General features: G+C 71.9%; 24 protein-coding genes and 1 riboswitch. Of the genes, 1 reads left to right on the forward strand and 23 read right to left on the reverse strand.

Annotation, left to right across the window (positions count from 1 at the left end):
* Positions 1-14 precede the first annotated feature (14 nt).
* The 20 genes from ribH to mihF form a co-directional block, all read right to left on the reverse strand.
* Entirely contained in the window at positions 15-482 is a 468-nt protein-coding gene (gene ribH / locus OHA25_RS46060; protein WP_327583183.1) for a 6,7-dimethyl-8-ribityllumazine synthase, read from the reverse strand.
* 200 nt (positions 483-682) lie between these two features.
* Positions 683-1,900 (reverse strand): bifunctional 3,4-dihydroxy-2-butanone-4-phosphate synthase/GTP cyclohydrolase II, encoded by a 1,218-nt coding sequence (locus OHA25_RS46065; protein ID WP_327583184.1) that lies wholly within the window; start codon positions 1,898-1,900, stop codon positions 683-685.
* Positions 1,897-2,562 carry a nicotinamide mononucleotide transporter family protein gene (locus tag OHA25_RS46070; RefSeq protein WP_327583185.1) on the reverse strand — a complete coding sequence of 222 codons (666 nt, stop codon included), beginning with the start codon at positions 2,560-2,562 and terminating at the stop codon, positions 1,897-1,899. The genes OHA25_RS46065 and OHA25_RS46070 overlap by 4 nt, the downstream gene beginning before the upstream one ends.
* Positions 2,559-3,149 carry a riboflavin synthase gene (locus OHA25_RS46075; protein ID WP_305919999.1) on the reverse strand — a complete coding sequence of 197 codons (591 nt, stop codon included), beginning with the start codon at positions 3,147-3,149 and terminating at the stop codon, positions 2,559-2,561. The genes OHA25_RS46070 and OHA25_RS46075 overlap by 4 nt, the downstream gene beginning before the upstream one ends.
* Positions 3,149-4,444, reverse strand: coding sequence for a bifunctional diaminohydroxyphosphoribosylaminopyrimidine deaminase/5-amino-6-(5-phosphoribosylamino)uracil reductase RibD (gene ribD / locus OHA25_RS46080; protein ID WP_327583186.1), 1,296 nt, complete (start codon positions 4,442-4,444; stop codon positions 3,149-3,151). Before ribD ends, OHA25_RS46075 begins: the two co-directional genes overlap by 1 nt.
* Positions 4,445-4,549: 105 nt before the next feature.
* Positions 4,550-4,680, reverse strand: a riboswitch (FMN riboswitch).
* Positions 4,681-4,757: 77 nt separating this feature from the next.
* Positions 4,758-5,567 (reverse strand): oxygenase MpaB family protein, encoded by an 810-nt coding sequence (locus OHA25_RS46085; RefSeq protein ID WP_327583187.1) that lies wholly within the window; start codon positions 5,565-5,567, stop codon positions 4,758-4,760.
* Between the two features lie 50 nt (positions 5,568-5,617).
* The gene (gene rpe, locus OHA25_RS46090) at positions 5,618-6,280 is read right to left on the reverse strand and encodes a ribulose-phosphate 3-epimerase (RefSeq protein ID WP_327583188.1); all 663 of its coding nucleotides are present in this window, start codon (positions 6,278-6,280) and stop codon (positions 5,618-5,620) included.
* 13 nt (positions 6,281-6,293) lie between these two features.
* On the reverse strand, positions 6,294-7,271 hold the full coding sequence (locus tag OHA25_RS46095; RefSeq protein WP_327583189.1) for a phosphatase PAP2 family protein: 978 nt from the start codon (positions 7,269-7,271) through the stop codon (positions 6,294-6,296).
* 104 nt (positions 7,272-7,375) lie between these two features.
* A complete protein-coding gene (locus OHA25_RS46100) occupies positions 7,376-8,875 on the reverse strand; it encodes an RsmB/NOP family class I SAM-dependent RNA methyltransferase (RefSeq protein WP_327583190.1) in 1,500 nt (499 codons plus the stop codon).
* A gap of 23 nt (positions 8,876-8,898) precedes the next feature.
* Positions 8,899-9,825 (reverse strand): methionyl-tRNA formyltransferase, encoded by a 927-nt coding sequence (gene fmt, locus OHA25_RS46105; protein ID WP_327583191.1) that lies wholly within the window; start codon positions 9,823-9,825, stop codon positions 8,899-8,901.
* A gap of 4 nt (positions 9,826-9,829) precedes the next feature.
* The gene (gene def, locus OHA25_RS46110; protein WP_305919992.1) at positions 9,830-10,378 is read right to left on the reverse strand and encodes a peptide deformylase; all 549 of its coding nucleotides are present in this window, start codon (positions 10,376-10,378) and stop codon (positions 9,830-9,832) included.
* A gap of 27 nt (positions 10,379-10,405) precedes the next feature.
* Positions 10,406-11,743 carry a hypothetical protein gene (locus tag OHA25_RS46115; RefSeq protein WP_327583192.1) on the reverse strand — a complete coding sequence of 446 codons (1,338 nt, stop codon included), beginning with the start codon at positions 11,741-11,743 and terminating at the stop codon, positions 10,406-10,408.
* Positions 11,744-11,780: 37 nt separating this feature from the next.
* A complete protein-coding gene (locus OHA25_RS46120; RefSeq protein ID WP_327583193.1) occupies positions 11,781-13,259 on the reverse strand; it encodes a hypothetical protein in 1,479 nt (492 codons plus the stop codon).
* Between the two features lie 49 nt (positions 13,260-13,308).
* Positions 13,309-16,116, reverse strand: a complete 2,808-nt coding sequence (locus OHA25_RS46125; RefSeq protein ID WP_442941970.1) for a primosomal protein N' — start codon at positions 16,114-16,116, stop codon at positions 13,309-13,311.
* Positions 16,117-16,514: 398 nt separating this feature from the next.
* Complete coding sequence (metK, locus tag OHA25_RS46130) at positions 16,515-17,702, reverse strand: methionine adenosyltransferase (protein WP_327583194.1); 1,188 nt, start codon at positions 17,700-17,702, stop codon at positions 16,515-16,517.
* A 131-nt stretch (positions 17,703-17,833) separates the two neighbouring features.
* The gene (locus tag OHA25_RS46135; RefSeq protein ID WP_327583195.1) at positions 17,834-18,157 is read right to left on the reverse strand and encodes a hypothetical protein; all 324 of its coding nucleotides are present in this window, start codon (positions 18,155-18,157) and stop codon (positions 17,834-17,836) included.
* A 158-nt stretch (positions 18,158-18,315) separates the two neighbouring features.
* Positions 18,316-19,608: a bifunctional phosphopantothenoylcysteine decarboxylase/phosphopantothenate--cysteine ligase CoaBC gene (coaBC, locus tag OHA25_RS46140; RefSeq protein ID WP_327583196.1), complete on the reverse strand. Its 1,293-nt coding sequence runs from the start codon at positions 19,606-19,608 to the stop codon at positions 18,316-18,318.
* An 8-nt stretch (positions 19,609-19,616) separates the two neighbouring features.
* Entirely contained in the window at positions 19,617-19,886 is a 270-nt protein-coding gene (gene rpoZ / locus OHA25_RS46145; protein WP_305919986.1) for a DNA-directed RNA polymerase subunit omega, read from the reverse strand.
* A 5-nt stretch (positions 19,887-19,891) separates the two neighbouring features.
* Positions 19,892-20,500, reverse strand: coding sequence for a guanylate kinase (gmk, locus tag OHA25_RS46150; protein WP_327591144.1), 609 nt, complete (start codon positions 20,498-20,500; stop codon positions 19,892-19,894).
* 99 nt (positions 20,501-20,599) lie between these two features.
* Entirely contained in the window at positions 20,600-20,923 is a 324-nt protein-coding gene (gene mihF / locus OHA25_RS46155) for an integration host factor, actinobacterial type (RefSeq protein WP_020541698.1), read from the reverse strand.
* 279 nt (positions 20,924-21,202) lie between these two features.
* Here mihF and OHA25_RS46160 point away from each other — a divergent pair, with 279 nt between their 5' ends.
* The gene (locus OHA25_RS46160; protein WP_327583197.1) at positions 21,203-21,340 is read left to right on the forward strand and encodes a hypothetical protein; all 138 of its coding nucleotides are present in this window, start codon (positions 21,203-21,205) and stop codon (positions 21,338-21,340) included.
* A gap of 274 nt (positions 21,341-21,614) precedes the next feature.
* Here OHA25_RS46160 and pyrF read toward each other — a convergent pair whose 3' ends face one another.
* From pyrF to OHA25_RS46175, 3 genes are read right to left on the reverse strand one after another with little or no spacing between them, the layout of a single operon-like run.
* Positions 21,615-22,307, reverse strand: a complete 693-nt coding sequence (pyrF, locus tag OHA25_RS46165) for an orotidine-5'-phosphate decarboxylase (RefSeq protein ID WP_327583198.1) — start codon at positions 22,305-22,307, stop codon at positions 21,615-21,617.
* Entirely contained in the window at positions 22,304-23,281 is a 978-nt protein-coding gene (locus OHA25_RS46170) for a dihydroorotate dehydrogenase (protein ID WP_305919984.1), read from the reverse strand. Before OHA25_RS46170 ends, pyrF begins: the two co-directional genes overlap by 4 nt.
* Positions 23,271-24,137: a dihydroorotate dehydrogenase electron transfer subunit gene (locus OHA25_RS46175; protein ID WP_442942237.1), complete on the reverse strand. Its 867-nt coding sequence runs from the start codon at positions 24,135-24,137 to the stop codon at positions 23,271-23,273. The genes OHA25_RS46170 and OHA25_RS46175 overlap by 11 nt, the downstream gene beginning before the upstream one ends.
* Positions 24,138-24,160 lie beyond the last annotated feature (23 nt).

The raw sequence follows: 24,160 nt of genomic DNA on the forward strand, positions 1-24,160 counted from the left end.
AAACCTACCGCAGCTCAGTGGAGGTTCCGCAGGAGGAGGGCGGTCTCGAGCGCAGCGACGACCGACTCATACCCCTTGTCCTCCTTGCTCCCCGGCAGACCCGACCGATCCAGGGCCTGGTCGAGCGTGTCGCAGGTGAGCACGCCGTTGCCGACCGGGGTCTCCTCGTCCAGCGAGATCCGGGTCAGGCCCGAGGTCACCGAGTCGCAGACGTAGTCGAAATGGGCGGTCTCGCCCCGGATGACCGCGCCCAGCGCCACCACCGCGTCGCAGCGGCGGGCCAGCGCCTGGGCGACCACCGGGATCTCCAGTGAGCCCGGCACCCGTACGACGGTGGCCCTGGCGCCGCTGTCGTCGCAGGCCTGCACGGCCCGCGCCACCAGCTGGTCGGTGATCTTGGCGTGCCAGCTGGCCGCCACCACCCCCACCGTCAGCCCCGAAGCGTCCGGCACCGTGACACCCGGCCGTCCTTCCCCACTCATGCAGCCTCCTCCGTCGGCCGCACGAGCGGGACCCCGCTGTGTCTGATTGATCGCTCGCTACGCTCGCTCATGCAGCCTCCTCCGTCGGCCGCACGAGCGGGACCCCGCTGTGTCTGATTGATCGCTCGCTACGCTCGCTCATGCAGCCTCCTCCGTCGGCCGCACGAGCGGGACCCCGCTGTGTCTGATTGATCGCTCGCTCATGACGCCTCCGAGATGTCGTGGCCGAGGCGGTCGCGCTTGGCCATCAGGTAACGCTCGTTGTAAGGGTTCATGGCCACGGGCATGGGCTCGCGGCCGAGGACCTTGATGCCGTAGCCGTCCATGCCCTTGAGCTTGGCCGGATTGTTGGTGAGCAGCCGCACCGACTTCACCCCGAGGTCGGCGAGGATCTGCCCGGCATTGGAGAACTCCCGCGCGTCCACCGGCAGCCCCAGCTCCACGTTCGCGTCCACGGTGTCGCTGCCGTTGTCCTGCAGGCTGTACGCCCTGAGCTTGGCCAGCAGCCCGATCCCCCGGCCTTCGTGCCCGCGCAGGTAGACGACGACGCCGCGGCCCTCCTGCGCGATGGCCGACATGGCGTTGTCGAGCTGCACGCCGCAGTCGCAGCGCAGCGAGCCGAACACGTCGCCGGTCAGGCACTCGGAGTGGGCCCGGACCAGGACGTTCTCGCCGTCGCTCAGGTCGCCGTAGACGAGCGCTACGTGTTCGCCGCCGTCCAGTGCGCTGGAGTAGCCGTAGGCCCGCCACATTCCGTACACGTTCGGCAGCCGCGTCTCGGCGACCCTGCTGACCATGCTCTCGGCCCGCCGCCGGTAGTCGACGAGCTGCTCGATGGAGACCAGGGCGAGACCATGCTCGTCGGCGAAGCGGCGTAGCTGGGGCAGCCTGGCCATGGTGCCGTCGTCGTTGACGATCTCGGCCAGCGCGCCCGCCCCCGACAGCCCCGCCAGCCTGGCCAGGTCCACGGCCGCCTCGGTGTGCCCGCGCCTGGCCAGCACCCCGCCCTCTTGGTAGCGCAGCGGGAAGATGTGCCCGGGGCGCACGAGCTCGTTGGGCTCGGTGGCGGAGTCCGCGAGCGTGCGGATGGTCTTGGCCCGGTCGGCGGCCGAGATGCCGGTGGTGACGCCGTCCCGGGCGTCCACGGTGATCGTGTACGCCGTGCGCATGCGCTCCTTGTTCTGGAACACCATGAGCGGCAGCCCGAGCCGGTCCAGCTCCTTGCCCTCCATGGCCACGCAGATCATCCCGCTGGTGTGCCTGATCGTGAACGTGCACAACTCCGGCGTGGCCTTGACGGCGGCGAAGATGAGGTCGCCCTCGTTCTCCCTGTTCTCGTCGTCGACCACCACGACGGGCTTGCCGTTGCGGATGTCCTCGATCGCCCGCTCGATCGGGTCGAGCTTGATCTCGCTCATGGCGCCACTACCTCCGTCACGGCCAGCGGGGAGGACCGGTATTCGCGCAGCCACTTCACGAAACCGATGAGGACCAGGACGAAGAACACGCCAAAGACGGATCCGGAGACCACCAGGCCCGAGCTGAACATCAGCGGCACCCCGACCAGGTCAACGGCCACCCACACGATCCAGAAGTCCACCAGCGCGCGGCCCTGGGCCCAGGTGGCCACGGCGCTGCCGACGAAGATGTAGGCGTCGGCGGCCACCAGGAAGGCGCCCTTCGGCAGGGGCTCGTGCGCGCCCCACGACAGGCCGGTGGCGAAGAACAGCAACCCGACCACCGCCGTGCCCAGCAGCGTGAGGGCGATCAGCAGCAACCGCTCCATCGGCTCGGCGGGCCTGATGGGCAGTTGCCTGCCGTTCTGCGTGCCGCGCCGCCACGCCCACCAGCCGTAGATCGCCAGGCCAGCGAACATGGCTTGCTTGAGCGCGTTCCCGGTGATCTGCGCATTGATCGAGGCGATGAACAGCAGCACCGAGCCGGTGAACTGCACCGGCCACGTCCATATCGATTTCCGCATGGCGAGCAGGACCGTGGACAGCGCGGCGATGTTGCCGATCAGGTCCGTCCAGAGCACGTGTGTGCCGAATACGGTGAATCCGGCGTTCGCCCAGTTCACTGTCTGGCCACCAGCCTTTCCACATACTTCGCGATCACGTCGACCTCGATGTTCACCATGTCGCCCACCTGGCGTTCGCCCATGGTGGTGAGCTTCAGCGTGGTCGGGATGAGGCTCACGCCGAAGCTGTCGTCATCAACCGTCGTCACCGTCAGGCTGATTCCGTCGATCGCGATCGAGCCCTTCTCCGCGACGTAGCGGCTCAGCGGCTCCGGCAGAGAGAAACGCAGGTCGTCCCAGCTGTCGCCGGGCTCGCGGGACAGCAGCACGGCGGTGCCGTCCACATGGCCCTGCACGATGTGGCCGCCGAGGCGCTGGTCGGCGCGTACGGCCCGCTCCAGGTTCACCGGCGAACCCTCGGTGAGGCCGCCCAGGGAGCTGCGGTCCAGCGACTCCTTGATCACGTCGACTGTGAAGACGTCGCCCTCGGTCTTCACGACGGTGAGGCACACGCCGTTGACCGCGATCGAGTCGCCGTGCCGCGCGTCGGAGGTGACGATCGGGCCGCGCACCGCCAGCAGGGCGCCGCCGCCGGCCCGGTCGATGGCGACGACCTCGCCTTTTTCCTCAATGATTCCGGTGAACATCACTGCTCCCTGCCTGGTTGTGCGATAGGCCGGGCGATTAGCCGTACATCCGGCCCAATGGGGGAAATTTCGTCAAATGTCAGTCGGTGCATGTGGCCGATCGTCCCCACCCCGGCCGCACCGAGCGCGGACCGCCCGGAGCCGAGCAACGCGGGCGCGAGGTAGGCGACCACGCGGTCGGCCAGGCCCTGCCGCAGGAACGCTCCGGCGAGCGTCGGCCCGCCTTCCAGAAACACGCTGACGACCTCGCGCGCGGCCAGCTCACGGAGGAGAGCCTGCAGGTCCAGGCCGTCGCCGTGACGGGGCAGGCGCAAGAGGCCGGCTTTGAGATCGGTCGTGATGTCGTCGGCGACCGCGATCAGCGTCGGCGCCGCGTCGTCGAGGACCTTGGCGTCCGGCGGAGTCCTGCCCTCGGTGTCGACGACGACCCGCAGCGGAGCCCGGACACCCGCTCCATCGCCGGCGTGCGCGCCACCCCAGGAATCGGCATGTGCGCCAGAGCCGACGTCCAAGCCTGAGCCGGCACCGGCCGCACGGCCGGCGTTCGGACTCGCCGCACGACCGGCGTCCGGACTCGCCGCACGACCGGCGTCCGGACTCGCCGCACGACCGGCGTTCGGAGGGGAGCCGGCGTTCGCGGCGAGACGGGGGTCGGCGGCGGGGCGGGCGGTGAGGCGGGGGTCGTCGGACAGGACCGTGCCGATGCCCGCCACGATCGCGTCCGCGGCCGCCCGCCACAGGTGCACGTCGGCCCGCGCCTCCGGTGAGGTGATCCACTGGCTGGTCCCGTCCTCGGCGGCCGACCTGCCGTCGAGGGTGGCGGCGAACTTCCAGGTCACGTGAGAGCGCCCGAGCCGCGCGTAGGTGAGCCACTCCTCGTTGACCCGCTCGGCCGCGCTCTCCAGAACACCCATCGTCACGGCGACCCCGCCGGTCCGCAGCCGCGCGGCGCCGCCCGCCGCCTTCGGACTGGGGTCGGCGACCGCGACCACCACCCGCGCGATTCCCGCGTCGAGCAGCGCGCGACTGCACGGACCCGTCCGGCCGGTGTGGTCGCAGGGCTCGAGCGTCACGTACGCGGTGCCGCCTTTGGCCCGCTCTCCCGCCTGCGCCAGCGCCACGACCTCGGCGTGCGGCCCGCCGGCGTACACGTGGAACCCCTCGCCGGCCACCGCGCCGCCGGCGTCCACCACGACGCAGCCCACGACGGGGTTGGGGCTGGTGGTGCCGTGTCCGTGCCCGGCCAGCGCGACGGCGCGCGCCATGTGCGCGGCGTCCTGCTCGGGTATCTCCACCCGGGTCTCCTACTCGCCAGTAGCTCCAAGCCACGGCGGGCCCCGGGGGACTCGAGTGGTGCACGAATGCACCACAGAAGGCATCCGGCAGATATGCCGGACACCTCGCGCGCTACCTCCCATCCGGACTTTAACCGTCGGTCCCGGAATTTCACCGGGTCAACCGGCCGATGGCATCGGCCGGGTCGCGGACTATCACCGCCGGTTCGGAGTTTCACCGACCCCGGAGCACGCTAGCTTTCTTCCGCTATCAGTGTGCCATGCCCGAAACAACGGACGCGACCACCCCCACCGTTTTAACCAAGCGTCCGCTTCAGGCCGCCGTCAGCCGGTGCGCGCGGCGGGCCGCCGGGGAGTAGCGGACCTGGGCGGGGACCAGTCCGAGCCCGGTGTGCAGGGTACGCAGCGTCGCGGTCGCCCACAGGTCGCCGACAGGCGTGGCGGGCAGCCCGTACAGTCTCCTCGCCCAGCGCGGCAGCGTGGCGAAGGCGAGGATCATCAGCGCGGGCACGGCGGGCTTGAGCGGCAGCAGCAGGCGCGGGAGCGGCGCGTTGAGCGACAGGCGCAGCGGATGGGCGGCCTCGGGTACGAAACGCAGCCCGGGACGCGCGGCCTCGATGTAGTCGTGCAGCTCGGCCACCGAGCCGGGCACGTCCGCGCCGTCCAGCCCGACGACCTCGGCGGCCCGCCGCCACTCGTGGACGAAGGCGTCCGCCTCGTCGTCGGTCAGCCGCACGCCCGCCCGCCGGGCGACGGACAGGTAGGAGTCGACCTCGCCGACGTGCACCCAGCGCAGCGCCTCCGGCTCGTCCAGGCGGAACGTGGTGCCGGTGTCCGGATCGTAGGCGGTCAGCCGGGCGTGGATCTTGCGGACCCGGCGGCCCGCCTTTTCGACCTCGGCGCGGGTCCCGTACGTGCGGACGCGGACGAACTCGGTGGTGCGCACGAAGCGCGACCACGCCTCGTTCGGATCCATGAGCGCGGAGTTCTGCAGCACTCCGCGCATCGCCCGCGGATGGAGCCCCTGCATGAGCAGAGCCCGGATGCCGCCCACCAGAAGGATGGGCTCCCCCATCACCCGCCACGTCACCGAACCAGGGCCGAAGATCCCATGGTCGCCCATAAGTGGATAGTTACCCAGTTCGGGGATGATGTTAACGAACTGCTACGTTTTCACGCCATGGCGCGGGTGGCGGCGGCACGCAGCGCGTCGATGGCGGCCACCGGGTCGGAGGCGCCGTAGACGGCGCTGCCCGCCACGAACACGTCGGCGCCCGCCTCGGCGCACCGCCCGATGGTCTCGGCGTCCACTCCCCCGTCCACCTGCAGCCAGATGGCGCCGCCGTGTCGCTGGACGAGCGCCCGCGCGCGGCGGATCTTCGGCAGCACCACGTCGAGGAACTTCTGCCCGCCGAACCCGGGCTCGACGGTCATCAGCAGCAGCATGTCGATCTCGCCGAACAGATCCTCGTAGGGCTCGACGGCGGTGGCCGGGTTGAGCGCGAGCCCGGCCCGCGCACCGAGGGAGCGGATCTCGCGCAGCGTGCGGATGGGGGCCCTGGCCGCCTCGGCGTGGATGGTCACGCTGCCCGCCCCGGCCTCCGCGTACTGCGGCGCCCAGCGGTCGGGATCAGCGATCATGAGATGGCAGTCGAGCGGCGTCGCGGTCGCCTTGCGCAACGCCTCGACCACGGGCAGCCCGAGGGTGAGGTTGGGCACGAAGTGGTAGTCCATGACGTCGACGTGCAGCCAGTCGGCGTTGGGCACGGCGGCGGCCTCGTCGGCGAGCCTGGCGAAGTCGGCGGCGAGGATGCTGGGCGAGATCTGTACGGCCATGATTTGCCACAGTCTAGTGAACGGCCTGCGCCTGCCTCGCCCGGGACATCAGCCCGAGCCTGATGAACACCAGCGGCGCACCCAGCTGCACCCAGAGCCCCAGCACCGCGTATCCGGCGTACGTCACCACGCCGCTCTGGGGCAGCAGCCGGCTCTGGACGTACCAGATGAGCACGGCCACGGCCGTGCCGAGCAGCCAGCGGGCGGCGCGCAGGCCGAGCGGCCCGCCTGCGTCGAACCAGCCCATCCTGTGCATGATCGACGCCCCGGCCAGCGTGCCGAACAGCACACCCGCCATGGTGACAATCGTGGTCGGGCTCTCGGGCGCGATCTGACCCGCCGAGCGCCAGGCCGCAGGCAGGGACCAGCCGGCGTACGGGGCGTTGGCCAGCGCGGCGGCGCCGATCAGCGCCCCGGAGAGCACGGCTGAGGCCGCCACCTGCGCCCAGAGCTCCAGCCCGCGCCACCACGCCGTCAGCGGGCGTTCCAGCTTCAGCACGAGCAGCAGCACGGCCGCGCCGAGCAGCACCCCGGTCACCACATCCGAGATGAAGTGCACTCCCAGGTAGACGCGGCTCAGGCAGACCAGCCCCGTGAGCCCGCCCGCCGTCCACCACGCCCACGGCCTTGCCGCGGTCACGGCCAGCCGGCCGAGGCCGGCGGTGCCGTTCTGGGCGTGTCCCGACGGCAGCCCGAAGGCCCCTTCGAGGGAGAGCGGGCGCACCCGGCCGTCGATCCAGTACGGCCGGGGCTGGTGGAGTGCCAGCTTGGCGATCGCGTTGGCCGCCGCGGAGACCATGACCGTGAGGGCGAGCCGCAGCGCCAGCTTGGGATCGACGCACCAGTAGAGGACGGGCAGGCACAGCAGGAAGAACGTGTCCGTGCCGAACACGGACACCAGTTCCAGCACCGGCCGCGCCCAGTCCGGCCACTGCTGGAGCCAGATGATCGGCTCCAGCTCCGCTCGATGAAGGTCGTCCAGAAAGTCCACGGCATCGATCCGACCACATCTGCCCGGGGGAACGGCACATCAACCGGCTGCCGCGTCCCGGCGGTCGTCAGGGCCGCTTGCGGAGCAGGGCCAGGAACATGGCGTCAGGGCCGCTTGCGGAGCATGGCCAGGAACATGGCGTCGGTGCCGTGCCGGTGCGGCCAGAACTGGGCGTGCGGGCCGTCTCCCAGTCCGTCCACCTCGGACAGGTAGTCCCGGGCGTCGAGCTGCTCGACGTCGTCCCTGCGCCCGATCACATCCCCCACTACGACCCGGGTCTCGGCCAGGTGCGGTGAGCAGGTGACGTACGCCACGACCCCACCGGGGCGTGCCGCGTCCAGCGCCGCGCCGAGCAGCCGCCGCTGCAGCCTGCCGAGTTCGGCGATGCCGGACGGGTCGCGCCGCCACCGCGCCTCGGGCCGCCGCCGCAGCGCTCCCAGCCCGGTGCACGGCGCGTCGAGCATGACCCGGTCGAACACGCCCGGCCGCCACGCTGGCTCCGTCCCGTCCGCCGTCACCACCGACGCGTGCCGGGTGGTCTGCCAGACCAGCCGGGCCCGGTGGTATTGCACGTCGGCGGCGAGCAGCCGGGCACCGCCCTGGAACCCGGACGGATCGCCGTGGGTGGCGATGGCGTCGAGCAGCCCTGCCTTGCCGCCGGGCCCGGCGCACATGTCGAGCCACAGCTCCTCGCCCTCGCGCTCGACCTGCACCCGGGTCAGGGCGAGCGCCACCAGCTGGCTGGCCTCGTCCTGCACGGCGGCACGCGTCCCGGCCACGGCCTCGATCCGCCCGGGATCGCCTTCGGGCAGGTAGGCGGCGTAGGGGGAGTAGCGCCCCGGGGTGGCGCCCGCGTCCTGGAGCTCCTTGACCGAGCTGCGCCCGGGCCGTGCGACCAGCGTCACCAGCGGCCGGGCGTTGTCGGCGTCGAGCAGGTCGGCCAGCTCGCCGTCCCCGCCGAGCGCGTCGCGGAAGGCCGTGACGATCCACCGTGGATGGCCGTAGGAGACGGCGAGGTGGCCGACGGGGTCGACGGCCGGGTCCGGCGCGACGATGGGCAGCCAGTCCTCGAGCGCCCTGGATGCGATCTTGCGCAGGACGGCGTTGGCGAACTTGGCCGCGCCGGGGCCGACGCGCAAGCGTACGAGGTCGACGGTGGTGCCGACGGCCGCGTGCGGTGGCACGCGCATGCGCAGGAGCTGGTGGGCGCCGAGCCGCAGGGCGTCGCGTACGTCGGGGTCGGGCGTGCGGTCGCTGCACAGCTCGATGATCGCGTCGTAGGTGCCGAGGCCGCGCAGCGTCCCGTAGGCGAGCTCGGTGGCCAGCGCGGCGTCACGGCCCTTGATACCGCGGTCGCGGAGGAGTCGAGGGAGCAGCAGGTTGGCGTAGGCGTCGCGTTCGTCGACGGCGCGCACAACGTCGAAGGCGGCGTTGCGGGCGGGATCGCGCGGCGGCCTGCTCGGCCCACGCGAACGTCCTCCGCCACCGCCCGCGCCTCGGCCCGCACCGCCGCCCGCACCTCGGCCGCCGGCCGCACCGCCGCCTGCGCCTCGGCCGCCGGCCGCATCCCGGCCCGCACCGCCGGCCGCGCCTCTGGTCCTCATAGCGTCAGACTTCCCCGATCGGGTCACTCAAAGGTCTCTTTGCCCTCCGGGCGGACTCCCCGAGCCCACTCCACGGCCCCCATCAGCCGCTTGCCCTGCGGCTGCACCTCACCCAGCCGCACGGCTTCGGTGGCGGTCCCGACCAGCACGGTCGTCTTGGTGACGGCGACCTCACCGGGCGCCAGCCGCTCACCGGGAACCGGCACGACCGGGCCCAGCTTGATCCGATGGCCCCTGAACTCGCTCCACGCGCCGGGGTTGGGTGCGCAGGCCCGGATCAGCCGGTCCACGTGCATGGCGGGCTTGGCCCAGTCCACCCGGGCATCGTCCACGTTGATCTTGGAAGCGATGGTCACACCGTCCGCCGGCTGCGGCCGTGCCTCCAGGGCGCCGTCCTCGACGCCGTCGAGGGTGGCCGCGAGCAGCCCCGCCCCGGAGACGGACAGGCGCTCCAGCAGCGTCCCGCTGGTGTCGGTGGTGCGGATCTCCTCGGTGACGACACCGTAGACGGGCCCGGCGTCCAGCTCCTTGACGATCTGGAACGTGGTCGCGCCGGTGATCTCGTCACCGTGCAGGATCGCGTGCTGGACGGGCGCGGCGCCGCGCCAGGCGGGCAGGATCGAGAAGTGCAGGTTGATCCACCCGTGGCGGGGCACGTCGAGCGCCGACTGCGGCAGCAGCGCCCCGTACGCCACCACCGGGCAGCAGTCGGGCTCCAGCGTGCGCAGCCGGTCGAGGAAGACCGGGTCACCGGCCTTCAGCGGGCGCAGCACCTCGATGCCCGCCTCCTCGGCGAGCGCGGCCACCGGCGACGGGTGGACCTTGCGTCCCCGCCCTGACTGTGCGTCGGGGCGGGTGACGACGGCCACCACCTCATGCCGCGGCGAGTCGATCAAGGTGCGCAGCGACGGCAAGGCCGTCTCCGGTGTGCCCGCGAAGACCAGACGCATGCTCTCAGAGCGCCTTTCCGCCGGTCGCGTGCGGCGAGTATTTGACCACGGGGGCGGACAGGCCGCTCCACTCGGCCTCGCGGACCGCCTTCATGGCCAGCTTGCGCTGCTTGGGGTCCATACGGTCGATGAACAGGATGCCGTCGAGGTGGTCGGTCTCGTGCTGGAAGCAGCGGGCCATGAGGTCGGTGCCCTCCAGCACGACGGGCTCCCCGTGCATGTCGAAGCCCTTGGCGACGGCGCGGATCGCGCGCGGCGTCGGGAACGACAGGCCGGGGAAGGACAGGCAGCCTTCCTCGCCTTCCTCGTCGAGCTCGGACGACAGGTCGAGGTCGGGGTTGATCAGGTGGCCGAGCTGCTCGTCCACGTAGTAAGTGAACACCCGCAGGCCGACGCCGATCTGCGGGGCCGCGAGGCCCGCGCCGGGCGCGTCCATCATCGTGTCGGTGAGGTCTTTGACCAGCTTGCGGAGCTCCTTGTCGAAGTCGACGACCGGGGCCGCCGGGGTGCGCAGCACCGGGTCTCCGAACAGCCGGATCGACTGGATCGCCAAGGGGTCACTCCGTTTCTCGCACGTGGATCAACCCAGTTTAGTGTGCTCGAGCGACCGGGCCTTCATCGCGGCTTTGCGGGCCGCCTTGACCACCGCCTGATCGTCATGGGCGGCGGCCAGCATGTCGAGCACGGCGATCGTGTCGGGGTGACCGACCCCGGGCATCGCGGCGACGAGCTTGATCAGGTCCTCTCCCGGCTCCGGCGGGTCGAGCCGGCCCGCGACGGGACCGGACAGGTGCATGAGGGCGGCCAGGGAGTCGACCGCGATCCACGTGTGATCCTCAGAGCTGAGCGGCGGCGCCTCCAGGTCGCGGATGTGCAGCCAGGAAGCGGCGTAGCGGCGCGTCATCGGGTGGTCGAGCGCCTGCCTGACCGGCGCCTGGGCCTCCGGGCCCAGCTCCTCCAGGATCGCGCCGACCGCGCCGCGCTGGCCGGCCGTGCCGGACGCGGCGATCTCGATCAGGTCGCGGGCGGCGGACTCCGGCGGGCGGCGCTCCAGCCAGCCGGCGACGGCGCTCTGCGTGGCCGAGCCCTTGACGAGCGCCTCGACCAGCTCGGCCGCCGACAGGTCGGCGAACACCTCCACCTCCTCCGTGGTCGGCGCGTCGTGCCCTTCGCGCAGCAGATCGCGGCGGATGGCCCAGACCCCGAGAGGGGTGAGCGCGGTGCGGCCCGCGGCGGTCTGCTCGACCAGGCCGCAGTAGGTCAGCAGCGACAGCGCCTCGAGCAGCTCGGCGGGCAGCGCGGCGGCGATCCTGCGCATCTCGACGGGCCCGGGCGCGCAGGCGACCTCGTGCGATTGCAGGATGCCCCTGGCGAGGTTGGCGGTGGCCACGCCGGAGCGCACGGAGTAGATCGTGGCGAGCATCTCGGCCAGGTGGCCGTCGACCACGGCCGAGCCGGTCAGGCCCTCATCGGCGCGGTCGAGCACGTCCATGACGACGCCGTCCCAGAACTCCAGCATCGCCTCGGCCGTGAGCTGCGTCGACAGCGGCCCGCGGGAGGCCCGGCCGCCGGCGATCCGCAGCAGCCCGGTGTTGACGGCGACGATCCAGACGAGCCTGAGCCGGACGGCGGGCAGAGCGAGCTCATCGGCGGCGGCCGCCGCGTCGGCCTCGCGGAGATGCCCGTCGGCGCTCACCTCGCGGGCGCCCGTCCATGTGGTGAGCCTGATGGCGTCGGCCACGAGCGGCACCGTGGGCACCGTCGCGGCCAGCTCGGCGTCGGGGGCCAGCAGGACCGGCGGAAAGGTCAGCGCCTCGTGCTCCCCCGCGGTAGGCTCCTCGGCCGGCTGTGGCGGCACAGCGGCCTGCTCATCGATCAGCTTGCGCAGCTCGGAGAGGTCGAAGACGTTGTTGGCCACTCACGAAACTTACTGCACAGGAGTCACAGGGGCGTACTCAACGGATGGCACGGGAGCGGGCTTTGAACGCGGCCTTGCGTGCCGCCTTGGCGACCGTGCCGTCGGGGATGGAGCGTCCGAGCAGCTCCAGGACCTCGACGATGTCGGGGTGGTCGACCCGCCACATCTCCTCGATCATATGGGCGGGCGGGCCGGAGGCGGCCATGTTCTCGGCGAAGATCTCGGGGTCCTCTTCGGCCGCCGGCATGGCCAGGGCGAGCATGTCGACGCTGACCCAGAGCAGCTCCTCCTGGGTGAGCTGCGGGGCGGACAGGCCGCGGGCGGCCAGCCAGTGGATGACGTGCGGCCGCAGCTCCTGGTCGTCGAGGTAGTCGCGGACCTGGGGCTCGGCTTCCGCGCCGAGCCGGTCGACGATGGTGATCGCGATGCCGCGGGCCACAGCGGGCGCGCCGGAGGCGGCGGCCAGCAGCTCGCCGGCGGCCTCGCCGGCCGTCCTGCCGGTCAGCCAGCGGCTGATGTCGCCCTCGGCGAGCTCGGCGGGCACGCCTTCGAGCAGACTCTCGATGAGGGCGAGCGCGTCGGCGGCGGCGAGGTCCGGGGCTTCGGGGGCGTCCAGGCCGAGCGACAGGTAGTGCTCGCGCAGTGCCCAGACGGCGAGCGGGGTGAGCTCGGTCTCGTCGCCCGCGACCTTGATCATGCCGCACCAGGCCAGCCGGTCGAGCACGGCGGCCAGGTCGAGCTCGCCTTCGCCGGCGATCTCGTCGAGGTAGTCGCCGATCACGGTGACGGGCACGCGCACCTGGAGCCGGTAGAGCATGTCGAACAGATCGTAGAGACCCTCGTCGACCTCGGTGCTGCCGGTGATCTCGCCGCGCGTGTCGCGGTCGAGGATGCGGGCGACGGCCTCGGCCCATTCGCGCAGCGGCTCGCCGGTGCGCGGCAGCGGCCGCTCCCGCAGCATTGGCACGGTCCTGAGGGCGGCGAGGAGCTCCTCCGGCGAGGCCAGCCTGGCAGGCGGCAGCGGCGCGCAGCCCGGGCAGTCGCAGGGCGCGTCCAGATCGCCGCCGAGGTCGGGCAGCTCGCCGGACGGGATGGCGATCGACTGCTCGAGCGACTCCGGGCCGATGGAGCTGAACAGGCTCTTGGCCATGCCGAAGTTGGCGGGATCGGCGAGCGCCTCGGACATGCGCGGCTCGATGTCGTCGAGCCGCTCGCGCATCCGTGCCGCGAGTTCCTCGGGCACCGTGCCTGCCTCGCTCAGGTAGCCGACGAGGGTACGGGCGGCGGCGATGGTCTCCGACGCGCTCTCCGGAGGCGTGATGACCTTGCGCGGGTAAATGGATAGCAGCAGCTCGTCGAAGGTTTCCGGAGTGAAATCGCCGAGTTCGTTGACGTTGAGGTAGTCGCTGGCGTAGTCGCAGAGCAGGCGGACCTCGTCCGCATCGACCTCGACATTCCGCGCGCGGCCCCAGGCACGCAGATCGTCGATGGCCTGGTTCACCCATTCGATCGACACATGGGCACGCTAACGGCTGGTCTCCAGATGAGCGAATCGGGGAAATGGTTTAAATCAGGTCGAGGGGGTCGACACTCACCCTCACGACATCTGGTGTTTTGCGCGCCGCGCGTACGCCGCTGGCCCCTTTCAGCGCGGCGGCCAGCGCGGCGCCGCCGTTCCTGCGCACGCGGATCATGGCGCGTTCCTGGCCGGCGTCGTCGACGGGGACGGGGCCGAGCACCTGGGCGTCGGCCGGGAGGCGTACCTCGTCGAGCATCTGCCTGACCGCGCTCGCCGCGCCGGTGAGCGTCGCCATCCTGACCGCGGGCGGGAAGCCCAGCTCGGCGCGGTCGGCCAGCTCGCGCTCGGCGTGGGTGACGGGGTCCCACCGCAGCAGGGCCTGTACGGCGGGCAGTGCGGCGTCCGCCAGCACCACCAGTTCGGCGGCGGGGCGGAGCAGCGCGGCGGCGTTCATCCAGCGGCGCACGGCCTCCTCGCCGGCCCGCAGGTCGGCCCGGCCCAGCAGGGCCCACCCATCGAGCAGCACGGCGGCCGCGTAGCCGCCTTCTGCCACGGGTTCGGCGCCGGGCGTGGCGACGACCAGGGCTCTGGTGGCGGGCACGGAGGCCAGCACGCCGTCGCGGCCGGACGTGCGCACCTGGACCGAAGGGAAGGCTCTGCCCAGCTCCTCAGCCGTGCGCCGGGCGCCGACGACCACGGCGCGCAGGCGCGGGCTGCCGCAGGAGGGGCACCGCCAGTCGGCGTCCACGCGCCCGCACCAACGGCAGTAGGGGGCTGCGTGGCCGCCTCTCAGCGCGAGCGGCCCGTGACAGAACGCCGCCGGCTCGGCATGCTCTCCCATGGACGCCACGCCCTCGCCCAACGGCCCCATGGACGCCGAGCCGCCACCTAGCGGCCTCGCCGCGCCCGACCCGCCTAGGGACTCCGGCGCGCCCGCCTCTCCCAGGGACGCCGCCCCACCGGCCCCGCCCAGGTGCATCGGGCCACCCGCGTCTTCCCGGGACGCCGGACCTCCCGGAGCCGCCGGGCCACCCACGTCTTCCCGGGACGCCGGACCTCCCGGAGCCGCTGGCCCACCCGCCCCTCGCCGGGATGCCGGACCTCCCGGAGCCACCTGTCCAGCCGCCCCTTCTCGGAACGCCGAACCTCCCGGAGCCACCTGTCCAGCCGCCCCTTCTCGGAACGCCGAACCTCCTGGCCCGTCGGGAGCCGCCGGTGCATCGCGGCCGGCCTGGGACGCCGAGCCGTCCGTCCCTGGGAGGGCCGCCGGCTCGTCCGGCCTTCCCGGGGTCCCTGAGCCGCCCAGCCGTCCTCGGGACTCCGGAACGCCCGGCCCTGCCGGGGGCCGGGTGCCCGGCCCGCCTTGAGGCGCCTGCGCGGGTGGAAGGCGCGACGGCTCCTGGCCGCCCCGGCCTCCTGTGGGAGCGGGATTCACCCGCAGCGCCAGGGGAACGTCCAGCGTAAGACCGCCCGAGGGCCCGACCAGCGGGAGCAGCGTCGGGGAGCCCGCGCCGGCACCGCCGCCGAGCGGGACGGCCGCCGCCAGGAGGCCCGGGGCCATGCGGGTGGGCGGAAGGGTGCAGCGAGCGGGGGCGCGGCAGTGGCGGCAGGCGAGGGCGGGCAGATAGCCGCGCCTCGGGACCTGGACCAGGACGGGCCCGTTCTCCAGGCCCTGGCGCAAGGCCCGCCATGCGAGGCTGGGCAGCCTGGCCAGGCGGGCGGCCTGGTCCTTGGCGAGCTCGGCGTCCTCTCCCGCGGGCCGCACTCGTGGGGCGAGGCTCCTGATCGTCGTGCGGGCCGCCACGATGGGCTTGGCCCAGCGACTGGCGATGAGCTGCGTGGCCTCGGCCGTGCGGGCGTATCCGCCGATCAGCATCGCCGCGCCGGTCCTGTGGGCTCTGAGGCCGAGGACCTCCCGGGCGTGCGGGTAGGGGGCCAGGCGCTCGGCGTGCAGGTCGTCGCCGTCGTCCCAGATGGCCACCAGGCCGAGCTCGGCGACGGGGGCGAACATGGCGGCGCGGGTGCCGACGACGGCGCGTACCTCGCCCCTCAGCACCTTCAGCCACCGCCTGTAGCGCTCGGCGGGACCCAGGTCGGCGGTGAGCGCCACGTGGCTGCCGGGGCCGAGCACCCGTGCGAACTCGCCGTCGGCCAGCGCCACGTCCTTGCCGTCGGGGACGACGACGACGGCTCCCCTGCCGCCGTCCAGCGTCGCCCGCACCGCCTCGGCCGTCGCGCCGGCCCACCCCGTGGCGCCGGGCAGGGCCGACCACACGGCCCGGGGCGCGCGCCCCTTGTGGAGAGCGTCCAGGAACGAAGGGCCGCTCGGGTACGCATCCCAGGCGCTCCCGCCCTGCGCCGACACGGCCGGCCGGGGGGCGGCGTCCTCCCAGGCGGCCCGCGTGTCCGGCTTGGGCGTCTCGCCCTCGGCCCTGGCGTGGCGCGGCGGGATGGCGAGCCGCAGCACGTCGATGAGGGTGCCTGCGTACCGGTCGGCGACCGCTCTGGCCAGCCCGGCGATCTCCGGCGTCAGCACCCGCTCCGGGGAGACCACGCGTTCGAGCGGCGTCAGCCGGCCCTCATGCTCGCTTTCCTCGATCCGCTCCAGCAGGAACCCATCGGCCAGCTTGCCCGCGAACCGCACCCGCACCCGCACGCCCGGCTGTGCCGTCTCGTGCATGGAGGCGGGGATCAGATAGTCGAAGGGGCGGTCGAGGTGCGGCAGGGGGTTGTCCACGGCCACCCTGGCCACCGGCCGCTCGGGAGCGGGGACGACGGCGCCCTTGGTGTCCTTCGACGACGCTGGGGGCCGCACGGCGTCGAGCGGCAGAAGGGCGTCGTCGGAGTCGGTCACGACTAACGTCTACCAGACGCCACTCACCCGGAACGCCCGGACTTCGCGCCCGGGCATCCCACACCGCCCCGCCCACCTGCCCCTCGCCGACCACCCGGTCGCCAGGAACCCGCCACTCGCCGACCACCCGGCCGTCAGGAACCGGCTACCCTCGCCGACCACCTGGCCGTCGCCGGACGTTCGCCCCGAGCCGCACAGCACGAAGCCGCAACGCACCGATGTCGGGAAGTCCCGGAAAACCCCCGGCCAACCGGCTGCCACAGCGGCATATCCCAGGCACCCACAAGCCCCGGGACACCGCTGAACGGGCCGGCCGACCCGCGATCACACCGGCAAAGCCCAGAGGCGTCCCATCATGCGAAGGCGACGCCTCTGGGCGACAGACGGAAGGGAGGTTGTCAGAGGCCGGCGGCGGTCCGCAGGGCCTCGGCACGATCGGTGGACTCCCAGGAGAAGCCCTCACGGCCGAAGTGCCCGTAGGCGGCGGTCTCGGAGTAGATCGGCCGCAGCAGGTCCAGGTCCCGGATGATCGCGGCCGGCCGCAGGTCGAACACCTGCAGCACGGCGGCCTGGATCTTCTCCACCGGCAGTTTCTCGGTGCCGAAGCACTCCACGAACAGGCCGACCGGCTGAGCCTTGCCGATCGCGTACGCCACCTGCACCTCGCACCGGTCGGCCAGACCGGCGGCCACGACGTTCTTGGCGACCCAGCGCATCGCGTACGCCGCCGAACGGTCCACCTTGGACGGGTCCTTGCCGGAGAAGGCACCGCCACCATGCCGGGCCATGCCGCCATAGGTGTCGATGATGATCTTGCGGCCGGTCAGCCCCGCGTCACCCATCGGCCCGCCGATCTCGAAGCGGCCGGTCGGGTTGACCAGCAACCGATAGCCATCGGTGTCGAGGTCGAGGTCTGCGAGCACCGGATCGACCACGTGCTCCTTGATGTCCGGCGTCAGCATCTCCTTGAGGTCGATCTCCGCCGCGTGCTGCGTAGAGACGACCACGGTGTCCAGGCGCACCGGCAGGTCACCGTCGTATTCGATCGTGACCTGCGTCTTGCCGTCCGGACGCAGGTAAGGCACCGTGCCGGACTTGCGCACCTGCGACAGCCGCTGCGCAAGCCGGTGGGCCAGCGTGATCGGCAGCGGCATCAGCTCGGGGGTCTCGCGGCAGGCGTAGCCGAACATCAGGCCCTGGTCGCCCGCGCCCTGCCGGTCGAGCTCGTCGATATCGCCGTCCACGCGGTGCTCGTAGGCGTCGTCGACGCCCTGGGCGATGTCCGGCGACTGGGCGCCGATGGACACCGACACGCCGCACGAGGCGCCGTCGAAGCCCTTGTAGGAGGCGTCGTAGCCGATCTCCAGGATCTTCTCCCGGATGACGCCGGGGATGTCGACGTAGGTCTCAGTCGTGACCTCGCCTGCGACGTGAACCTGGCCGGTAGTGATCATCGTCTCGACGGCGACCCGGCTCTTGGGGTCATCCTTGAGCATGGCGTCGAGAATCGCGTCACTGATCTGGTCGGCGATCTTGTCCGGGTGGCCCTCAGTGACCGACTCGGAGGTGAACAGGCGACGTGACAACTCAGTGGCTCCTCATGCAGCGGCTGCTGACGAATTCAAGGCCCCGGACACAGAGACACATGCCAGGGCTTCGCCGAAGTCTAGCCCTACCCGGTGCCGGGTCGTGAAACCGACACTATCTTTCTCCCCGATCACAGGTCGGGCAGAGGATCGGGAGGCAGGGTCTCCGGGGCAAAGGCCTCCGCGTCGGCGGCCGAGACCACCGCCGCGTACTCCTCGTCGAACTCGAACGCCACCGAGCCCAGCTCGATGATCGGCCCAGGCAGGATAGGACCGAGCCTGGTGTGCCGGGGGTACTCCGCGAACACCGACACCGGCCGGTCGCTCTTGAGCGTTCTGGTGGCCAGCACCGCTATGGACGCGTCCGTGACCACAATCAGGAAATGCCCCGTGCCCGCCGCACTTGAGGCTAAAGCCGGGAAGACGTACTGGATCTCCCCTTGGTCCCCGAGCAATGTCCTACAACGATCCCTGACAGCGGAACCCACCGGCATTCTGTCCCCCTTCCAGCCAAGTATCCGCAGGCGTCCGGGGGTGTTGCAACATCTGATCGGGTAATCGGTCTTGCACTATTTGTACGATCTACGCCATATGCGTCGCATGCCGTCCGCGCTCAGCCGAGGCGTGCGGCGACCAGATCCCAGACGGCGTCGGCGACGTCCTCCTTGGGCCCGAGCGGCACCTCGACCGGCTCTGCTCCCGCGACGAGCACGGTGGCCGCGTTGTCGGGGGTGCCGAAGGCCAGCCCTTCCCCCACGCGGTTGACGACCAGCAGGTCACAGCCTTTGCGCGCCAGCTTGGCCTGCCCGTTGGCGAGCACGTCGTGCGTCTCGGCCGCGAACCCGACGATCACCAGCGGGTATGCCCCGGACCCCGGCCCGAGCTCGGTACGGACGCTGCCGCCCGAGTGCGGGCGGCCACCACCGAGCGCCGCCCCGTCCGCCTCCCCCGCCCGGAGGGCGGCGTCCCGCGCCTGGCGGCGCCGGCCCAGCTCGGCCAGGATGTCGGGGTTCTTGACCAGGCGGATGGGCTCCGGCTCCGCGTCCGTCTTCTTGATCTTCGCCTCGTGCCGCGCCGCCGGCCGGAAGTCGGCCACGGCCGCGGCCATCACCACGACGTCGGCGTCGTCGGAGGCGGCCAGCACCGCCTCACGCATCTGGGCCGCCGACTCCACCCGCACCACGGTGGCCCCGGCCGGATCGGGCAGCGCGACGTTCGCGGCCACGAGCCTCACCTCGGCGCCTCGCGCGAGCGCCGTGCGGGCCAGCGCGTATCCCTGCAGGCCGGAGGAACGGTTGCCGAGGTAGCGGACGGGGTCGATCGCCTCGCGGGTGCCGCCGGCGGACACCACGATCTTGCGCCCGGCCAGGTCACGCGGCCGGCCGCGCAGCACGCGCAGGCAGACCTGGAAGATCTCGGCCGGGTCGGGCAGGCGGCCGGGTCCCGTGTCGGCGCCGGTGAGCCGTCCGACGGCCGGATCGATCACGATGGCGCCGCGCTCGCGCAGCGTCGCGACGTTGGCGCGGGTGGCGGGGTGCTGCCACATCTCGGTGTGCATCGCGGGCGCGAACACGACCGGGCACGTCGCGGTCAGCAACGTGTTTGTCAGCAGGTCGCCGGCCAGCCCGTGCGCGGCCTTGGCCAGCACGTCGGCGGTCGCGGGCGCCACCACGACGAGGTCGGCCTGCTTGCCGATCCGCACGTGGGGCACCTCGTGAACGTCGTCCCACACCTCGGCCGACACGGGGTTGCCCGACAGGGCGGCCCAGGTGGGCGCGCCCACGAACTTGAGGGCCTCGCGGGTCGGGACGACCCGCACCTCGTGCCCGGACTCGGTGAACAGGCGCAGCAGCTCACACGCCTTGTAGGCGGCGATGCCGCCGCTGACGCCCAGGACGACCTTCATCGAAGGGGTCAGACCGCGCCTTCGATGGGCTCGGCGTTGAGCAGGCCCTCGGAGACCTCGCGCAGGGCGATGGACAGCGGCTTCTCCTGGGCGTGCGTCTCGACCAGCGGGCCGACGTATTCCAGCAGACCCTCGCCGAGCTGGGAGTAGTAGGCGTTGATCTGACGGGCGCGCTTGGCGCCCATGATCACCAGGGAGTATTTGCTGTCGACGATGTCGAGCAGCGCGTCGATCGGCGGGTTGGTGATGCCCTCCGGCGCCGCGGTGGTGCCTGCCACGATGGTCAGACCTCTCGTTTGGTGGTTGTCGTGACCCCCTGAGGGTCAGTCATCAAGGCTATCAGCCGGCGGCACACATCCTGGACGCTCGTGTTGATCAGCGTCAGGTCGAACTCCGATTCGGCCGCCATCTCGATCCGCCCTGCCTCCAGGCGCCGCGCGATGACGTCCTCGGGCTCGGTGCCGCGCCCGCGCAGCCGCTTCTCCAGCTCCTCCCAGGAGGGCGGGGCCAGGAACACCAGCAGCGCGTCCGGCATCGTCCTGCGCACCTGCCTGGCGCCCTCGAGGTCGATCTCGAGGACGGTGGGCACGCCCTCGGCGAGCTTCTTCAGCACGGCCTCGCGCGGTGTGCCATAGCGGTTGCCCGCGAACTCCGCCCACTCGAGCAGCTCGCCGGCCTCCACCAGCCGGTCGAACTCCTCGCCGTCGACGAAGAAGTAGTGGACCCCGTTGACCTCACCGGGCCGGGGCCTCCTGGTGGTCACCGAGACCGACAGCCACACCTCAGGGTGTGCCCGCCGGAGCTCGGCGACGACCGTGGACTTGCCGACGCCGGACGGCCCTGAAAGGACCGTCAGCCGCCGTTCGCTCATGGGCAGGAATCCGACCTCCATCCCCGGTCCGATCGCCTCGTGGGCACTGACCTCGCCGGACCAGGACCTGTCGGTCACTTCCTACCCCCAATGAACCTGCGCTTTCGTGTGGAACAGAGATTAGCTCTCGTTGCCACCGAACTCGCGCTCGAGGGAGGCCCTCTGGTTCGCACCGAGCCCCCGCACGCGGCGGGACTCGGCAATGGCAAGCCGCTCCATGAGTTGCTTGGCGCGGACCTTGCCCACGCCGGGGAGCGATTCCAACAAAGCCGACACCTTCATCTTGCCGATGACGTCGTCGGTCTGCCCATCCTTGAGCACCTCAGCCAGAGAAACCGCGCCATGCTTGAGCCGGTTCTTGACCTCGGCACGCTCTTTACGGGCCTTGGCAGCCTTCTCCAGGGCTGCGGCGCGCTGCTCAGGGGTCAGGGGAGGAAGAGCCACGCCGGGTCACCTCGAATTTCTGTCGATGTACTCGGACGGGAAGGGAAACTAGCTGGTCATCGCCCCCTAAGCAACGTCAAGCGCGGTTTCTCTGCCCACAAAATCCACTTCATCACTCTGCGCGATCGCAAAATCACACAGTGCCGATCAAATCGCCCTCACTTCCGGGTTCAGGCGTCGGCGCGCGACGATGTCGCGAAACGCAACGATGATCGCATTCCAGCCATCGCCCGATGTCCGAAACCCACCCCGGACCAGGCCCGAAATATCGATCAAGGCATGCGTACGATGCATGTGGATCTTGCCTTCCAGACCCGCTATGATCTTGCACGCGGGGCCCGTGGCGACCCCGCGACGCCTTGTCACCTCACCACGGCGTCGGTCAAGGACGCGTTCGTCACGGCGAGCACCGCGTGAGCCTTCACGACCGGCCATGACAGACGGCAACGGGGTACGGCGCGTGCGGGCAAGGTGGCTTGCCGTAAAAGATCTTCTGCCGAGTACGGCCGGCACCCCGCCGACGAACCCCGGCAGGCGACGACCGCGCCTCCAAGGCGCGGAACACCGCTTGCCGCGGGAAGGATCGACGCGCCCGGCGAGGCCCGGTCGCGCCCGGCACCCAGAGGCACGCACAACGCCCGGACCGCGTCCGGCTGATGCGGACGAAGCCGGTGCCGGGTCAGGCGCCGGGTCAGGACGCTCGGCGGAGGGAGGCGGCGATGGCGGCGGCCGTGGCGCCCGGGTCCGGGGAGCCCGTGATGGGGCGGCCGATGACGAGCAGGTCGGCGCCGTCCGCCAGTGCCCGCTCAGGCGTGGCCACCCGCATCTGGTCCTGCGTGGCCGCCCCCGCGGGCCGCACGCCGGGCGTGATGAGCGTGATGCCGCCCCCCACCTCGGCCCGCACCGCCGACACCTCGTTGGGCGAGCACACGAGCGCCGTGGCGCCCGCCTCCACCGACAGGGTGGCCAGGCGGCGCACCGCGTCGTCGGCGGGGCCGAGGAGCCCGATGCGGCCCAGGTCGGCCTCGGTGAGCGAGGTCAGGATCGTCACTGCGGCGATCTTGGTGTTGGGCGCGGATTCCACGGCGGCCCGGATCATGGCGGGTCCGCCGGCCGCGTGGACCGTGAGGATCGACGGCCGCAGCCTGGCGACGGCGCGGGCGGCGCCGGCGACGGTGTTCGGGATGTCGTGCAGCTTGAGGTCGAGGAACACCTGCACGCCGCTGGCGCCCCGCACGGAGGCGATCACGTCGGGGCCGTAGCGCAGGTAGAGCTCCAGGCCTACCTTCACCGTGCTGACATGGGGTGTCACGAGGGCCGCCCAGTGGGCGGCGGTCTCCAGGTCAGGAGCGTCGAGGGCGACGGCGATGGGTGCGGGAGTCAAGAGGTGCTCTCCTCGGTGTCGACGAGCAGGTGCCGGGGAGCGCTCCCCGGCGGCCGGTGGGCCAGCCCCACGGCGTCGGCGAGCCGCTGGAGCCCGCGAGCCCTCAGAAGGTCCTCCAGCTCGCGTTCGATGCGCAGGCACGCATACGGGTCGTGGAACAACGCGGTGCCCACACCGACCACGCAGGCGCCCGCCAGCACGAGCTGGAAGGCGTCCCTGCCGCTCATCACGCCGCCGATGCCGATCAGCGGCACCCCGGGCAGCGCGGCGTGGACCTGCCACACGCACCGGACGGCCAGCGGCAGGACGGCGGGCCCGGACAGCCCGCCGGTGACGGCGGCGAGCGAGGGCCGCAGCGTCTCGGTGTCGATGGCCATGCCCAGCGGATTGTTGATCATGGAAAGGGCGTCCGCGCCGGCGTCCACGCAGGCCCGCGCCACCGCGACGATGTCGGCCACGTCGGGCGCGAGCTTGGCCACGACCGGCACGTCGTAGCGCATGATGGACCGCACGGAGGCGATCACCTCAGCCGCCGAGCTGCCCTCGCGGGCGAAGACCCGGCCGCGGTCCTCCATGTTCGGGCAGGAGAGATTGACCTCCAGCGCGGTCACCCCGGGCGCGTCGGCGAGCCTGCGGGCCAGCTCGGAGTATTCGGCGACGGTGCCGCCGCCGATGGAGACGATGGTCTTGATCCCCCGCTGGGCCAGCCAGGGCAGCTCCCGCTCCAGGAACACCTCGATGCCCGGTCCCTGCAGCCCCACGGCGTTGAGCATGCCCGACGGCGTCTCGGCCATGCGCGGCGTGGGCCGGCCGGCGCGCGGCGCCATGGTGATCGAGCGGGTGGTGAGCGCCCCGAGCCGGTGCAGGTCGAAGAACTGGGCGAGTTCCCGCCCGGAGGAGGCGCACCCGGCGGCCGTGGTGATCGGGTTCGCCAGCTCCACATGCGCCAGAAATGTCCGCATATCAACCGACATGTCGTGCACCGCCTCCGGGGGCGCCGAGCGCGTCGAACGGGATCGTTCCCACGTCCTCGAACCGCACCCGCTCCCCCCGGAACACCGGCCCCTCAGCGCACGCCCGGACCATCCTGGTGGCCCCGTCGTCCCCGATGACCGGGATCACGCACGTCATGCACACCCCGATGCCACAGGCCATCTGCTCCTCGACCGCCACCTGCACCGGAATGTCGAACTCCATCCCCACCGCCGTCACGGCCCGCAGCGTCTCCATGGGCGCGCACGCATAGACGGCGTCCGCCCGCGTGTCGGCGATCACCGACGGCAGGGCGTCGGTGACCTTGCCGCGCAGGCCGAGCGAGCCGTCCTCGGTGGTCAGCGTGGTGGTCTCGGCGATCCTGCGGGCGCGCATGGCGCCGAAGACCCGCTCGGCCCCGGCCCCGCCCAGCACGAAGTCCACCCGGCAGCCCCGCGCCAGCAGCGCGTCGGCCAGCGGGAAGAGCACGGCGGAGCCGTACTCGGAGCCGACCAGGACACAGTGCACGGGGTCGCGCGGCAGCGGAAAGGGGCGGCCGAGCGGCCCGACCAGGTCGAGCGTGTCGCGGGCGCGCCGCTCGGCCAGCCAGCCCGTGCCGCGCCCGCCGGCGGTGAAGACGAGCTCGACCGTGCCGCCGTAGTCGGACTTGACGTCGTGGATGGAGAACGCGCGGCGCGTCACCATAGACGTGTGGGCCCCGCCGACGGCCACGGAGACGAAGTGACCGGGGCGGAAGCGCTCGGCTATGCCGGGCGCCACCACCGTCAGCGCATGGTAGGCGTCGACCCGGCGCGTCGTCAGCACCGTGCCCGTCACCTGCACCGGAGTGCCGGCCAGTCGTCTTCACCTCCCGTGCGGTG

This window comes from Nonomuraea sp. NBC_00507 (assembly GCF_036013525.1).
Lineage (GTDB): Bacteria > Actinomycetota > Actinomycetes > Streptosporangiales > Streptosporangiaceae > Nonomuraea.

Excerpts from the sequence above, each read along its gene's own strand:
- fmt (WP_327583191.1), bottom strand. The coding sequence starts at position 9,825 with ATGCGTCTGGTCTTCGCGGGCACACCGGAGACGGCCTTGCCGTCGCTG.
- OHA25_RS46170 (WP_305919984.1), bottom strand. The coding sequence starts at position 23,281 with ATGTCGGTTGATATGCGGACATTTCTGGCGCATGTGGAGCTGGCGAAC.
- OHA25_RS46085 (WP_327583187.1), bottom strand. The coding sequence starts at position 5,567 with ATGGGCGACCATGGGATCTTCGGCCCTGGTTCGGTGACGTGGCGGGTG.
- gmk (WP_327591144.1), bottom strand. The coding sequence starts at position 20,500 with ATGGAGGTCGGATTCCTGCCCATGAGCGAACGGCGGCTGACGGTCCTT.
- rpe (WP_327583188.1), bottom strand. The coding sequence starts at position 6,280 with ATGGCCGTACAGATCTCGCCCAGCATCCTCGCCGCCGACTTCGCCAGG.
- OHA25_RS46075 (WP_305919999.1), bottom strand. The coding sequence starts at position 3,149 with ATGTTCACCGGAATCATTGAGGAAAAAGGCGAGGTCGTCGCCATCGAC.
- ribH (WP_327583183.1), bottom strand. The coding sequence starts at position 482 with ATGAGTGGGGAAGGACGGCCGGGTGTCACGGTGCCGGACGCTTCGGGG.
- coaBC (WP_327583196.1), bottom strand. The coding sequence starts at position 19,608 with ATGAAGGTCGTCCTGGGCGTCAGCGGCGGCATCGCCGCCTACAAGGCG.
- OHA25_RS46065 (WP_327583184.1), bottom strand. The coding sequence starts at position 1,900 with ATGAGCGAGATCAAGCTCGACCCGATCGAGCGGGCGATCGAGGACATC.
- OHA25_RS46100 (WP_327583190.1), bottom strand. The coding sequence starts at position 8,875 with ATGAGGACCAGAGGCGCGGCCGGCGGTGCGGGCCGGGATGCGGCCGGC.
- OHA25_RS46160 (WP_327583197.1), top strand. The coding sequence starts at position 21,203 with ATGCGTACGATGCATGTGGATCTTGCCTTCCAGACCCGCTATGATCTT.